General features: G+C 45.4%; 12 protein-coding genes. 8 read left to right on the top strand and 4 right to left on the bottom strand.

What is annotated here, in order from left to right; all coding sequences use genetic code 11:
• Nucleotides 1-64 precede the first annotated feature (64 nt).
• Nucleotides 65-487, top strand: coding sequence for a hypothetical protein (locus L2082_RS04590; protein WP_446011482.1), 423 nt, complete (start codon nucleotides 65-67; stop codon nucleotides 485-487).
• A 118-nt stretch (nucleotides 488-605) separates the two neighbouring features.
• Here L2082_RS04590 and L2082_RS04585 read toward each other — a convergent pair whose 3' ends face one another.
• The 4 genes from L2082_RS04585 to L2082_RS04570 form a co-directional block, all read right to left on the bottom strand.
• Nucleotides 606-953: a cytoplasmic protein gene (locus L2082_RS04585; RefSeq protein WP_446008107.1), complete on the bottom strand. Its 348-nt coding sequence runs from the start codon at nucleotides 951-953 to the stop codon at nucleotides 606-608.
• Between the two features lie 274 nt (nucleotides 954-1,227).
• Nucleotides 1,228-2,811, bottom strand: a complete 1,584-nt coding sequence (locus L2082_RS04580) for a cytochrome c family protein (protein ID WP_446008106.1) — start codon at nucleotides 2,809-2,811, stop codon at nucleotides 1,228-1,230.
• Between the two features lie 558 nt (nucleotides 2,812-3,369).
• Complete coding sequence (locus tag L2082_RS04575; RefSeq protein ID WP_446008105.1) at nucleotides 3,370-7,620, bottom strand: PEP/pyruvate-binding domain-containing protein; 4,251 nt, start codon at nucleotides 7,618-7,620, stop codon at nucleotides 3,370-3,372.
• 50 nt (nucleotides 7,621-7,670) lie between these two features.
• Nucleotides 7,671-8,255, bottom strand: a complete 585-nt coding sequence (locus tag L2082_RS04570) for a histidine phosphatase family protein (RefSeq protein WP_446008104.1) — start codon at nucleotides 8,253-8,255, stop codon at nucleotides 7,671-7,673.
• Nucleotides 8,256-8,517: 262 nt separating this feature from the next.
• Between L2082_RS04570 and L2082_RS04565 the strand changes: the two genes are divergently transcribed.
• The 7 genes from L2082_RS04565 to L2082_RS04535 all read left to right on the top strand — a co-directional run bounded on the left by L2082_RS04565 (nucleotide 8,518) and on the right by L2082_RS04535 (nucleotide 14,491).
• Nucleotides 8,518-9,204, top strand: a complete 687-nt coding sequence (locus tag L2082_RS04565; RefSeq protein ID WP_446008103.1) for an OmpW family outer membrane protein — start codon at nucleotides 8,518-8,520, stop codon at nucleotides 9,202-9,204.
• A gap of 373 nt (nucleotides 9,205-9,577) precedes the next feature.
• On the top strand, nucleotides 9,578-9,772 hold the full coding sequence (gene rpmB, locus L2082_RS04560; RefSeq protein WP_446008102.1) for a 50S ribosomal protein L28: 195 nt from the start codon (nucleotides 9,578-9,580) through the stop codon (nucleotides 9,770-9,772).
• A gap of 132 nt (nucleotides 9,773-9,904) precedes the next feature.
• Nucleotides 9,905-10,159: a hypothetical protein gene (locus tag L2082_RS04555; RefSeq protein ID WP_446008101.1), complete on the top strand. Its 255-nt coding sequence runs from the start codon at nucleotides 9,905-9,907 to the stop codon at nucleotides 10,157-10,159.
• Between the two features lie 183 nt (nucleotides 10,160-10,342).
• Complete coding sequence (locus L2082_RS04550) at nucleotides 10,343-11,404, top strand: peptidoglycan DD-metalloendopeptidase family protein (RefSeq protein WP_446008100.1); 1,062 nt, start codon at nucleotides 10,343-10,345, stop codon at nucleotides 11,402-11,404.
• A gap of 25 nt (nucleotides 11,405-11,429) precedes the next feature.
• The gene (locus tag L2082_RS04545; RefSeq protein WP_446008099.1) at nucleotides 11,430-11,924 is read left to right on the top strand and encodes a bactofilin family protein; all 495 of its coding nucleotides are present in this window, start codon (nucleotides 11,430-11,432) and stop codon (nucleotides 11,922-11,924) included.
• Nucleotides 11,925-12,084: 160 nt separating this feature from the next.
• Nucleotides 12,085-13,419 (top strand): adenosylmethionine--8-amino-7-oxononanoate transaminase, encoded by a 1,335-nt coding sequence (bioA, locus tag L2082_RS04540; RefSeq protein ID WP_446008098.1) that lies wholly within the window; start codon nucleotides 12,085-12,087, stop codon nucleotides 13,417-13,419.
• Between the two features lie 178 nt (nucleotides 13,420-13,597).
• A complete protein-coding gene (locus tag L2082_RS04535) occupies nucleotides 13,598-14,491 on the top strand; it encodes an Rpn family recombination-promoting nuclease/putative transposase (protein ID WP_446008097.1) in 894 nt (297 codons plus the stop codon).
• Nucleotides 14,492-14,499: the final 8 nt, after the last annotated feature.

Raw genomic sequence — 14,499 nt, 5'->3', positions numbered from 1 at the left:
AGGCTGAATTCCGCCTGGAAAGTGTTCGACATCAAGCTGCAGTAACACTGACAAACGAAAAAAAATGCTTATTGGGCATCTCGGACAACTGAAATTGCTCTATGCTGGGGTACTTTTCAACACCCTTATGTACAACATAAAATTAAACCACAGCGTGTTCCGCAGCCGATGCCGTACCTTGATTCCTGCTGTACTCATCATAATACTCTTACTATCAGCAGTACCTGCACAGGTTTCAGCACAGCCAAACGGAAAGGATATTCATGGAATTGTAAAAGAAACGCCTGGAATCGGCTGGCCCCATGGGATATGGATAGTAGATAACAAAAGGGTCAAATTTACTGAACAGACCGTCATTAAAGGTGATAAGTCAAAGGCCCATTTTGGTGCAAAAATTATAGCCAGAGGAAGCCACATTGATGGTGTGTTCACCGCACATGAAATTGAAGTAATCACGGACGACGCCCCTATGCTCGTCAGTAATTAGGCTGAATCATACAATGCATTTGCATGACTCAACGCTGGACGTAAAAAGGGAAGCTGGCACCTGCTAATAACTATTTAGCCCCTTCCCTTTCTTCGCATAAAGCTAAGTCCATATAACTCTACATGGTAATAATTGTATATCCCTGTTTGATATATTCTGCCATTGCCGGATGTCCTGCCATATCACCAATCAACGGAATACCTTCTGTTGCTATTGCTTCAACAACCCCCATTTTATTCGAGCAAACCCGACAGGCCCCAAGAAAAAGCCCTTTTCCCTTAGTTTCTGTGTAGAGCTTATTGAGAAAATGATCTGATTTTGCCATTTCCGGCACCAGCTTAACAGCCTCGCCTTCCAAAATAATGTCCCCTCCCATCCCTTGTTCAGCCATATTCTGGCTATTAAGTAAGACATGAATAAAACACATGGGGTTTCCCTGAAAGGCAAAAATAATTATTTTCTGCATATTCCACACTCCTTATTTTTATCTAGAGATCTTCCGAAAAAGAAGATCCTGTTTTCGATTCGGAACTGTAGGGGCAGACCTGCGTGTCTCCCCGGTAAAAGGACGAGCACATAGCTTCGCCCCTACGATACATTCGGCATCTGAAGAGTAGAGGCAAAAAAAAATAAAAAAATCCGGCATCTTCCCTAAAGAAAATGCCGGATGACAGGTGTTTGTGCGTCTACTTGGAGCAACCCGCTCACAAGATAATCACGGGGTTTTGCTCATATTACTTTTATTTCTTAGCCTTATCTTTGGCATCCTTAATCATTTCAAGCCCACCAAGCCCATGCACATGCGACCAACCTGTCGTCAGCTTATCAATGACATTGGGTTCCTTGCTCGGTTCCCCGGTTGACTTCACCGTTACATTGGTTTCAGTCATGTCAACAATGGGTACTGCAGGAACTTCGGTTATACCATACCATTTTTCCAGGCTGATCCCCTCTGGTACTGCGGCCAGCAGTTTTTCAGCAACTTTCTGGCTGGCCTGACGGAAACGAAGTTTGGCATGAACATCCAGATCATGGCCTGGTCCCTGTGGATACAGGATGGTGTACACGATATCCCGATATCCCTTGGGCGGAATAGTACCTACCTCGGCATTGGACACAACCTTCCAGGGATCAATCTGGAAGATCTCATGCTCGTCGGTACCCTTGGTGTTGAAGATGTGGGTATCACCGTCCAACTCACCCTTTTCATCTACATATCCGCTCTCAATCAGCACCTTACCAGTCGTCTTATCGGTAATTTTGACTTCGAGCCACATTTCTCGCACAGCAGTCAGAGAGGTGGGCAGGTTATGTCCGGCTCGACGGTTATGGACCCGAACCCTGATCTTATACAGATCACCATTCTTATTATATATGGGATCAATCTCAATCTCAGCAGCAGCCTGGAGCCTCCCCACAGCCATCTCGTACTTATTCTTCAAATTCTCCACCAGCTTCTGATCACCCTCTCTCTCGGCCTGCAGCCCTCTCAGGTAGTACATCAGGAAGTTGGCACCATTAAAGTAATGATGATAGTCACTCCGTTTCGGTTTGATATATTCATCAGCGGAACGCTTGAAGGTCTCAAGGTCAACCATATGACAGTCCTGACACTGGATACCGTTCAGTGCGTACAAACTCTTCTTCCACTCACCATAGGTAAACTCATAGGGAAAATGCTTGTCGTAATGGTAGACATGATGGCAACCAGCACAAAGCTCGGCAGTCAGATGCTTGGGCGACTCAACACATTCATGAAAACCGCCGCCGCATCCCTCATAGTCGGGGAAAGGACCATATTTTGTACGGACAAAGCCTCTTGGATCACTGTCGTCGTTTCTGCCCGGAGAAAGGATAAAAGAACCATTTTCCGGCTCATGAGACGGGGTCTCCCAATGGGTGAATCGTTTTATGGAATGACATACATCACAGGAAACACCGGCCTTGGCCAAGGGACTGAGATTGTTGAAATCCAGGTCTGCTGTTTCACCTTGGACAACGGCAGCCGGAGTATGACAGCCTTCACACTGTTTGGCAACCTCTTTTCCCACAGCTTTAATGGCCAGGTTCAACTCGCCAAGATAGATCGGGTCCTGGAATGCCATGAAATGCATTGATCCGCGCCACTCTTCATACTGTCTCGGATGGCAGCCAGCACAGGTCGCAATGGACGGTGCAACAAAGTCGGCTTTTGTTTTCTCCCATTGCAGATTTGACGGCTTAAACGAAAGCAACTCTGGTTTTTCTTCTGCAAAGCCTGACGTCGCCGTGACAAGCAACCCGGCTAATAATCCCATCGCCAAGCCAATGTATTTGCGTCTCATTATTCCTCCTTTTCTCTCTTTGTTACAGTTAAACAAACACCCATTGTTATTCACAAACATCCTTTATTATTAAAAACTATTATAGGTCAGCAAAAAAAAAAGGTACAAGGATTTTTTTTGAAAAAAAATCCTCAAAGAAAATAAAGAATAATAGGAGTAAGTACTCAAACCCGATTATCAGGTTTTTTCTTCTTGACCGAACGTATTGACTTTTTAGGAACTAGCCTCTACAGTATCCGGCAGCCCCTGCCTCGACCGTCTGAAAAACAGCATAGGTTTTGCCTTCCAAAAGGCGTAGGGTTTACCATGCAAAAGGCATAGGTTTTGCCTGTCAAAAGCCCAGGCTTCTACCTATCAAAAACCCTCCCTTTTATATATCAAAAGGGAGGGTTTTACATCTCAAAAGGGAGACCTTTTAGTATATAAAAGGGTAGGCTTTTGATTCGCAAAAAATCCGCATTTGTATGACAAGATCATCTCTTATTAAGAGTTAACAGATTGGGCGAATAAACATTCCATCAACTATAACAACTTCCGCCTTATTTTACCCAATTCGAGTCAAAGCGGTAAAATATGCACTTCTTCATGTGTTCCATGAATACCTTTCAGAAACAATCCATTACGCCCGTCTATCGCAATTGGATCAGCAAAATTGATCCGCGCTCCGTTCACTTGAGCATACTCCCCGCTTTCAAAGACCTGAAGATCCCGACAGCCCACCACACAGGTCTTCTCCAGCCGGGTCGCCACCACCGAGGCATGGGAGGTCTGGCCTCCACGGGCAGTGAGCAGGCCGTCTGCCAGAGAAATTTCCCGGATATCTTCAGGTACCGTATCCTGACGAATCAGAATCAACGGCACATCTGGTTGCTCCTGTCGCAAATGCAGGATATTCTCTTCCGTAAACACCGCTAAACCAGATAAAGCAGACCCACTCACTCCTATGCCTTTCCCAAGGATGCTGTCCTGCAAGGTCTCTGATTCAATAAAAACATGAAAGCACTCCTTCTTTTTCACTGTGATCATATCACGGGTCTGCAGGATATAAAGGTCTTTCGCATCAGGGCTTTCAAAGGTAAACTCAATTTCCTGGGGATTCCATTCCTTGGTATAGACCAAATCTCTCGAAATGCTGAGTAATCTTTCGTAAATTGCAGGGAATTTTCGCTCCAAAGTGCAATCAACAGGCCTGCCGTCAAGCTCAGCCTGCTCCACGGAAACAGGATAACTGTTGACCAGGCCGGAAACAATATCCTCGCCCTGATCTCCAGAGGCATAATCCCCCCACAGGGCTACCCGACGTACCTTACGGTAAGGATGAGCAGTGAATAATACCCCACTTCCTGCCTGTTTACTCATATTGCCATAGACCATGGACTGAACAGTCACCGCAGTTCCCCAATCATCAGACACATCCATAAGCTTACGATACTGCTTTGCCTTAGCTGTATTCCATGACGAGAGCACCATCTCCACTGCGCCGATCAACTGCAACCAAGGGTCTTCCGGGGCATTACGACCACGCCTGCGCAGTGCTGCCTGATAATCCAATGCCAGCTCCCGCATCTGGTCCGCAGAAAACTCCCGTTTCAGCTTCACACCATGCTGCTGTTTATGCGCATTCATAATTTTCTGAAATTCTTCCCGTTCCATACCTCTGGACATGGCCCAGGACTGGAGAAAACGGCGGTAATTATCCCAGAGAAAATACTTCTTTTCAGGATGATTTGTCACCAGTTCCTTGACCAATTCCTCATTAAGCCCAACATTATGAATCGTAGTCATCATCCCGGGCATAGACATGGCCGAGCCAGAGCGAACAGAAAGCAACAGCGGCTCTTGGGGTGAACCAAAAACCCGACCAACCTGTTCTTCCAGGGTAGTAATAGCTCCCCGTACCCGTTGCATAAACTCTTCTCTGGCCCGCTTAAAACCCTGCACTGCCCGCCAGCAACGAAAGATCTCTGTGGTAATGATAAAGGCAGGGGGAACCGGCTTGCCATCACCAGCCAATACCATCAGGTTAAAGCCCTTATTACCAAGGTGGATCAGGTTATGGGTTCGCAGATTTTCATTATACAGGGAAGATATTGTTTTCTCGGGATTATAGGTCATGAGAAGATCAATGGTCTTTTCATCCAGAATATCTTTTTGCGCTTCCAATGTATGAATAATACGGGTAATAAAATTATCCAGATGCTGCAAGCCAAAGGTAGTGGCAATCAGATCCCGGAAAAAAGACTCAGACAGACGATGAACCGTGGAAGCCGTGTCATGGTCTTCCCACAGTGAGCGGTACTTGATCAACAGATTTTCCTGACCGATCTGGGGAATAATCATGGAAAGGTTAGTCTGATGCACATTGGTGTAATAGGCATAGATCACATCCTTGACCCCTTCAGACAGCCCCCGGACAATATCCAGATGCTGGGTATAGGAAAACCGCTTCATGGTGATGGACGAACTGAGCAGACTGGTGTAGGTATCCAGCCGCCGACTGGTAATGCCATCCACCTTTAAGGCCCGTAAAAAGAGCAATAGGCATCTGGAAATCCGAATAAAAGTAGCCTGAGTAATAAAACCCAGATTAATGGATCGGGTCAACCGTTCTATATAAATATTTGCTAAATTTTCTAAGCGGAAGCTCAACCCCAGAGCATCAAACTTTCGTTCCGAATAGCGCCCATAGACTGAGGGGATGTCCACAGCAATATGTCTTTTATAATAGATCTCCTCCTTGGGCTCAAATCGCTCCTCACTGAGAATAATGTCTTTTAAATGCTCCAGCTGGGTGAGCAAGGCATCAAGACAGGTAAAGCTATCTCCCTTTTCCAAAACTTCCAGTAATCCTTTTATTTCAGGAAAACCAGTCTGGGCTGCATGATGTAATTGATGGCGCAACTCCTGCAAGCCAAGGGTATATTTATGCTGCAACAGCTTGAACATTCTGACCAGCAGGCTAAAGCGTTTCCGTTCCCCGGCTGAAATATCCTCTTGCTGGGCAAGCCAAACATTCCGTTCTTCTTTGGGCCAATCCAGTACGTCATCCATAGAGTGAATTTTCAACTCCTGATCAATCCGCTTGATCAAAACATGCAATTCATCAATAAACGGACCTTCTGTAGCCACCTGTATCAAAACCTCATCAGGAAGAAAAGGACGAAGATGTTCCTTATCCAAGGTTAACCAGAAGACAAAGATTCCCTTAATAAAATCAACAATCAGATTGGAAGATTCCACATGGGATTGCTTGCGCAGGAAATGAACAAGCACATCATGCCGCTTATGCATTTCATCCAGCTCAGTGGACACATCCCTCAATTCGCCTTCTGCACCGATCTCATTAAAGAAAACCGGCATAAGCTTGGTGAATTGTTTGGCCAGATTATAAATAGGTACAATGGGATGATTCAACAGGTCAGTAATATCACGCTGGAAAAGATCTGTATCCTTGACACAGGTCCCTGACAATTTGATATTAATGATCAAGGCTGAAAACAGCGTAGAACACCACTTAGGCTCCTGCATGATCAGGCCCAACCAGGCCCGGATATTGGTAAGGTGGGCCGGATTTGTGATGGGTTGCCAGTCCTCATCCACTCCCATGACATTGGCATACTGGAACCCAAAACGAACTGCCTCAAAAAGAAATGCCTCCACTAATCGTGAGTTATTACGGCGAAAAACCTCACCCCCAATGACCTGAATGCATTGCAGCGAAGTATGAGGGTACTTACGCACATTGGCCTTGAGGAGCTGAAAGGTTGTGATAAAAAACTGCTCAATCTCCTCAAAACTCTGTTTACGAATAAGCTGAATCAAAGAACGGTTGATCTCGCGCAGGCTTTCCTCGTGAATTAAATACAGACCCGAGGTATCCATGATCCGAAAGAGAAAAAAGAGCTTCCGGTTCTCGGAAAAAGAGGCATCTTCTTCATCATCCGTGTCCAAGGTTAATTGCTTGGGAATTTCCCGATAAAGACGAACAATATCAATATGGGCTGGCAACTCCAACAGTTCACTCAAAGCCTGGTAAGGATCCTCCTCAATCTTAACCAGATCAAGGGCAGCCAAATGCTCTTGAAAACGATCATGAGAAATCGCCGTGAGAAGCGTTCCTGTCTGCCATCCACTGCAAAAGGAACCACATTGGGATTCAAACCAAGGTTGCGGATTCTCTTCACTAAGCCAATAATTGTAATTAAGGCGCAGGATCTTTTTCATCAACCGGGCAAGGGAAGCGCAGGAAAAAAAAGCATCCTCATTATTGCGGCCAATTTTCATCAGATGCAACGCCATTTTCTTCATGGGATGATGCCCCTGCACCATATACATCATCACTGCCTCATCCATTTCATCCAGACGAACGAGCTTTTCAAAAAAGCTGTCCAGCTGCTCCCGATACAGGCCAAGCGAATCAGTATGTAGCGAGGCAATCACCTTATCAACATAGGCAAGCATGGCCTCCATAGTCATGGAAACGACCTTACCATTTTTTCTTGATTCTCTGAGAGCATCAAGAAAGATTCCTGTAAACAGGGAAAAACAGGCAGGCCCATGTTCGTGCCTGCGATATTGATTGAAATTTTTAAGCACAAAAGGTCGGAGCTCCGGGATAATCATCTGCCAATTGCGATAAGGATGACTGATCTCATAGAGCAAATGCTCCAGCTTTTTGGTCACCCCTTGATAACGGGCCACGGCATCACGAAGAACCTGAAAACGCCCTGGAATTTCTACAACACTGGCTGTTTGTTCCTTATTCGCTTCCCATGCCTTGGATGTAAAACCGGATTGTTGGGTACTCATAATCGCACCTTATAACGTGTTGAAATAATTTTTTAGAGCATGTAAAGAGTTCATAGATTCAACCCACAAAGGACTCCGCCCTCGGAAAACAATTGCAAGACAGTCAACGAAGCAGGTTGAACATCGAACAACAAATAATTGTGCGGGGAAATCCCCAGAGCAAGACAAATCATGGTACGAATTATACCGCCGTGCGTCATGACAGCAATGCTCTTTTGTTCGCATGCGCTGAATAGTGCCAGCATGGCGTCAACCCGTTCTATAAAGTCTGCAACAGCTTCTCCTTCAGGAAAAACAAAATCCAAATATTGATTCCAGGCTGCAAGCTGATCTTCGTCCTGAACAGCAATGTCAGTAAAGGTTTGCATCTCCCAGCGACCAAAGTCAATTTCACGCAGTCGTTCATCATAAACAGGGGTATCCACTGAACAGCCGAGCTGTTGCAGCCGCTCCAGGGTTTGCCGGGTACGAAGCATGGGACTACAGTACCAGCAGTCTGTTTCTCTGAGCAAGGGAATCAGAGTATCCAAACGGGTCAACCCTTTACCAGAAAGAGACACATCAGTGCTGCCGACAAAACAGCCGGAAGGTGCCGCTGTGGGCCCGTGGCGCAGCAAAAAAAGTTGGGTCGGCATAATTAATTAATTCGCTGTTCCTTTAAATTTTCATACAATACAAACAAGATGATAGACTGTGCAATATATACTCCATTCGTTCAGGGATACCAAACAGAAAACACTTCACCCATACTCCGCACCCCCCCCTTCCCTCCCGACCATCTCTTTTCCAAAGGTATTTTTCTATGTTTACTTCCTTTCCGTTTGATTCAGTATATTGTATCATTGCATTGATCTATAATTATTTACTCAATGCTTGAATCCAACACAGGAGAGGAAGATGAACAAAATAATAGCAACAGGTGCTGCCCTTTTAGTAGCTGGCACCACCCAGCTGGCACATGCAGACAACCACAAGGTAAGGCAGGAAAAAGGGCAACATACCGCATCTCGTGACTGGGCCATCAGTGGATATATCGGAATGGTGGATTTTGACGGCGAAGAGAAGCCTGACCCGTTTCGACCAGGAGTTACCCATGAAATGGAATCAGAAACAGCCGTTAACTTCGGAATAATTCTTAGTAAGTACTATAATGATTTTTCTTTCAACCTCGGCATAGAGTATATTCAGGAAGTTGAGATAACCGATGAAGAAGACCATGTACTTGCCGAGCACAGCCATATCCCCATTTCCCTCGGGGTCAACTATTATTTTGATACGAGTATTGTTGATCCATATATCGGCGCAGGAATCGGTTATTCCTTTAATGATTCAACGGTAAGTGAATTTATCAGCAATCAAGGCATGAGTGCCGAGCATGACCATAGCATGTTTTACTACCTGACAGCTGGAGTTGAGTATCCTGTCAATGATTGTTACGCATTATTCTTAGCTGGACGATATACAATGGGGGATGCAGATATGACAGGAAACGCAATGCATCCCGTACATGGTCAAGTACAAATAGAAGATGAAGGCTCTCTGGATCGCTATGAAGTCAATGTGGGCGTGAAATATTTCTTCTAAGATTTCTTTTAAGTAACATGACGTGTACTTTACTGTTACTTTGAGGTTTGGCCCCGGCCACAGACCGGGGGGAACGCTTTTAATCAACTGCTGACACACAACGATACACAACAATGCTATCCTCCTGGCTGTCAAACTACATAAACATGGCCTGACAAAATGCTTTCCTTTTCCTCGGCTTCTTCAACCTTGAGCCAAGTACAGTTACTCGAGTATGGTTACTGTACAATCAAACAAGGTCGTTATACAAAAAGGAAGTAGAGCCTATCAGATAACTGAGCTAAATTAATATATGAAAAAATATTGCTTTTTTGTCTCCTGTATGTATAATATCCACTCTAATAAATAACCCGTTGCAAGGAGCATATATATCATGGCGCGTAAATGTGAAATCTGTGGAAAAGGGCCGGTAACCGGCAATAATGTGAGTCATGCTCATAATAAAACAAAACGACGTTGGTTACCAAATCTGCAAAAAGTCAGAACAGTAACTGGTGGCGGCCAAAAAGCTCGTCTGCTTGTTTGCACTCGTTGTATTCGCTCTGGAGCTGTTGTTAAACCAGCCTGATCTGCTTATCTGTTTTGTATGGGCGGGAAAAGTCTTTTCTTCCGCCCTTTTTTTGTTGCCAGGAGAACCACGCTTGGTAAAGCAGGAAAAGCCGTATTAACAAAATAACAGCCTATATTGCAGGAGAAAGTTGTGAGCAGTGACGAGATTAGTTTCCTTCCTTTTGAAGAAGCTGTAAACCTTGTGGGAGCAATCCAGGAGGAAGAGGATATTGACGATCCAGAACATCGGATTTTCACAGTGTACTCAAAAGATAACAAGGAACTGTGTTGGTATGATTTTGATGAAGTTGTGCAAGAGGTAAAACCAGGCAAGGGTGATAAAGGGAAACAAGAAGTCACCGAGTATATTTTGCATCGTATCCCGAAATGGGTCCTTGAGCTGTAATCAAGGTTTTATGTTGCGGGACACCAAATATTCTCATTCTCACCCTTGGCATTCCCTTTTTGAGTTGCCTTGAGATGCATTCTTGGTATAAACTACAAAGTAGGAACTCTTCTTGCTCAATAAGATAATTTATCTGTCAATCAAACTTGCATATATTATATCATGAAAAAGCTAGCATACTCTATGATTCCTAAAAGACTTCACGTTGTCATCACCGGTGAGGTGGGAGCTGGCTTATCTTTCGTTGTTCGTCGAGATCATGTGGCTATAATTTTAGCGGTCACACTCTCCACCTTAACAGCCTTGGCTGTTGGCACCTGGCTGGGAATCGGCTTTTTCCAGGAAAGAAATTCTCTTGCTCTCAAGACCTCACTTCAGGCTGATGCCCTCAAAGAACTCTCAGAAAATTTCGAACAGAACCTGAAACAACAGCTGGCTGAACAACAAAACAGCTGGCATGCCAAAGAAGATGCGTATCAAGCTCAACTCCAACACCTCAAGGAAGAAAAAGAAAGTATTATCTGTCGCTACGAGGAAGAAATTGCTTCTGCTGATGTTTCCACTGCATTGAAAATTTCAGGTTTACTTGCAGAGCTTGAACTGGAGAGACAAGAAAAACAAGACCTTCTCGAAAAAACAGCTGTACGCCTTGACGAGCGAAGCCGGATGATAGAATCGGTGATGAGTCGAATAGGTGTGGACGTCAAGGTTGACAGAAAAAATAGAGCAAATACGAGTGGTCGTGGTGGTCCCTTCATAGCCATTAATGAACAATACAGCGAGAATCTACTCAACAGAAGCGATAAATACTTAAAAACCATCAAAAAAATGCCATTAGGCTACCCAATGCGGGGAAAAGTAACCAGTAATTTTGGTCGCCGTTCGGACCCCTTTAATAATCGTCCGGCATTTCATGCGGGGATTGATCTTAAGGGAACAATAGGACAAAAAATTAAGGCCACCGCAGACGGTGTTATTGAAACATCATCCTATGAAAGAAATGGGTTTGGCCATTATGTGATTGTTCGTCATGGGAATGGTTATGAAACCCTGTTTGGGCATATGAGCAAAAGACTCGTTAAACAAGGCGAGAGAGTCCAGCGTGGGCAGGTAATTGGCTTAATGGGAAACACTGGCCGTTCAACAGGCCCTCACCTGCATTACGAGGTGCGTTATAAAGGAAAATCCATCAATCCCATAAAATACCTGTCAGTTGCCAAATTATCATTTACCGTACCTGAATAACAGGCGATGAGGAGACGTTGCATCAATGGGCTTATTTAAAAAAGAAGAAAAAAAAGAGCCGAAAAAAAATGAAATACGCAGCCCTCAGGAGAAAAAAGCAGTGAAAAATGAGAAAGACCCTATTGCGAGTGTTCTTGCAAAAGAAATGGTTATCACTGGGGAAATTAATTTTAAAGGCAAAGCCCGATTTGACGGAACAGTTCAAGGGGATATTACCGGAGAATATCTCATTCTCAGTGATACAGCGCAGGTGGTGGGCAATATTACGGTGACTACCTTGGTCTGCCACGGAAAGGTTGAAGGAAATGTGATTGCAGAGGTCGTGACAGCGCATGCCACCTCAGAGATACACGGTATCCTGAAATCACAAAACCTCACTGTAGAATCTGGAGCTTCCCTTGAAGGTGAAATTCATTCCAGCTCTCGGAAACAGAATGCAAATCCGAATACAGCTGGTACACAATCCCAAAAGACCGGCGAATCTGCCAATAAAAATAAAAGCGGCTCTGAGAAGAAATAACATATCCTCTCTTGAGCTTTCTTTCTCCTCTTGATAAAACAATCCAGACGAGGGCAACTCTGCTTCTTATAGCGTTTTGTCCTCGTCTTTTTTGTGCGATTCAACTGTTGTTTCTCCAGACCCGTCCCTCTCCCCAATAAGTTGCAAAAGCTTCAAAACAATGTACACTGACGAGAAGAAGAATATACATACGCAACTCGCCTTTGACCGTCAGCATATCTGGCATCCCTACACCTCCATGCAAAATCCACTACCGGTTTATCCGGTTACAAGGGCACAGGGCGTTCGGATCACCCTGGAAAACGGTGAAGAACTGATTGACGGCATGTCCTCCTGGTGGGCCGCTATTCATGGCTATAATCACCCAAAGCTCAATGCTGCACTCGCTGAACAGATGGACAATGTTGCCCATATTATGTTCGGCGGACTTACTCACGAGCCTGCGGTAGAATTATGTCGCCTGTTGGTCAGGTTAAGCCCAACAGGATTAGATAAAGTCTTTCTTTCTGACTCAGGTTCAGTCTCTGTCGAAGTGGCCCTGAAAATGGCACTTCAGTACCAGCAAGCCAGAGGACTACACAACAAAAAACGTTTCCTCACAATACGTGGTGGATATCATGGCGATACCTTCCATGCCATGTCTGTCTGTGATCCAATTACCGGAATGCATACGGTTTTCTCAGGAGCATTACCTGAGCAGCTGTTTGCCCCTCGCCCGCAATGCCGGTTCAGTACGCATGACAAAGATTGGGATCCAACCGACATCGCTTCACTCCACAACCTGCTGGCTGAACATCACCAGGAAATCGCCGGGGTTATCCTGGAGCCAATCGTTCAGGGGGCTGGCGGGATGTGGTTTTACCATCCGCAATACCTCCATGAATTACGCAGCCTTTGTGATCGCTATGATGTTCTGCTTATTTTTGATGAAATTGCTACCGGATTTGGCCGAACAGGTAAACTCTTTGCTGCGGAACATGCCCGAGTCAGCCCGGATATATGCTGCCTGGGCAAGGCTCTTACAGGTGGATACATGACCTTGGCAGCCACTCTCTGCTCAGATCAGGTTGCGGAAACAATCTCTCAAGGCACACCGGGCCTGTTCATGCATGGTCCTACTTTTATGGGTAACCCTTTAGCCTGTGCTGTTGCCCTTGCCTCCATCAACCTGTTGCTAGAGAGTAATTGGTCGCATAACATAGCGAAAATTGAGCAGCAGTTAGAACGCGAACTCGAACCAGCCAAAGAGATCGCATCTGTAGCGGATGTCCGGGTTCTCGGTGCCATTGGGGTCGTGGAAATGCAGCAGCCGATTGATATGGCCATGTTGCAAAAATTCTTTATTGATCACGGCGTCTGGATTCGCCCCTTTAACAAGCTCATTTATCTGATGCCGCCGTATATTATCAGCAGTGAAGATCTGAGCAGGCTCACCGGAGCTGTACGTAAGGCTGTTGAGCTTTCTGATTTGATGCTGTCGGAGAAAAACCGCTGAGACATTAAAATCAATTTGCGCCAATTGCACAACCGGTAGCCATTCGCGAGTCTCTGTCCTCCGGTCTCGCTATTGCATCCTCACATCGGAATGTTTATAGTTAAGTTGACCAACTACTCTTCCTGCCGGAGATGCTGAAAAATGCCTCCCCTGTGTCGTACAAAAACGGAGAACAAAAATGTCCGCAAGAAAGTTAATCAGCTTTGACTGGGCCATGAAAAAGCTCCTGCGGAGCAAGGCCAATTTTGAAATACTTGAAGGATTTCTCAGCGAGCTGCTCAGAGAGGATGTCCGTATCCAGGAAATTCTTGACAGCGAAAGCAATAAGGAGGACCGACCGGACAAGTTCAATCGCGTCGATCTGAAAGTCAGGGACGGACAGGGAGACATAATCATTATCGAAGTGCAGTACGACAGGGAGTTCGACTTTCTCCAACGAATTTTCTTTGGCACAGCCAAGGCGATTACCGAACATATGGAGGAAGGAACAGCCTATGCAGAGATCAAAAAAATCGTCTCTGTCAGCATCCTGTATTTTGATCTGGGCCAGGGAAGTGACTATGTGTATCACGGTACGACTTCGTTCCAAGGGCTGCACACCAGCGATACGCTGCAACTGTCTGATCGGCAGCGGACCATGTTCGGCAGGGATGAGGTCTACGAACTCCTGCCGGAATACTGGCTCATCAAGGTGAACAGCTTTGATGATATCGCGAAAGATACTCTGGACGAATGGATATATTTTCTCAAGAACGAGGAGATCAGGGACGATTTTAGTGCTAAGGGGCTGGACAAGGCAAAACAGGAGCTGGACATCATGAAGCTTTCCGAAGAAGAGCGGAGGGCATATTCGCGGTATCTGGAGAATCTCCATTATCAGGCCAGTATGGCCGAATCCACTTGGACAGCAGGAATGATGGAGGGAGAGAAGAAGGGAATTGAAAAAGGGATTGAGCAAGGGAGAAGATCGGTTGCCCTCAATCTGCTCCAATCAGGTATACTTGATATTGAGAAAATTGCTGAGATGACCGGGCTGACGGTGGAGGAGGTTCAGGGGCTTAAGGCGGAATAGGAGAATAT

This window comes from Candidatus Electrothrix sp. (assembly GCF_052785085.1).
This window is presented reverse-complemented; position numbering and strand designations above follow the sequence as displayed.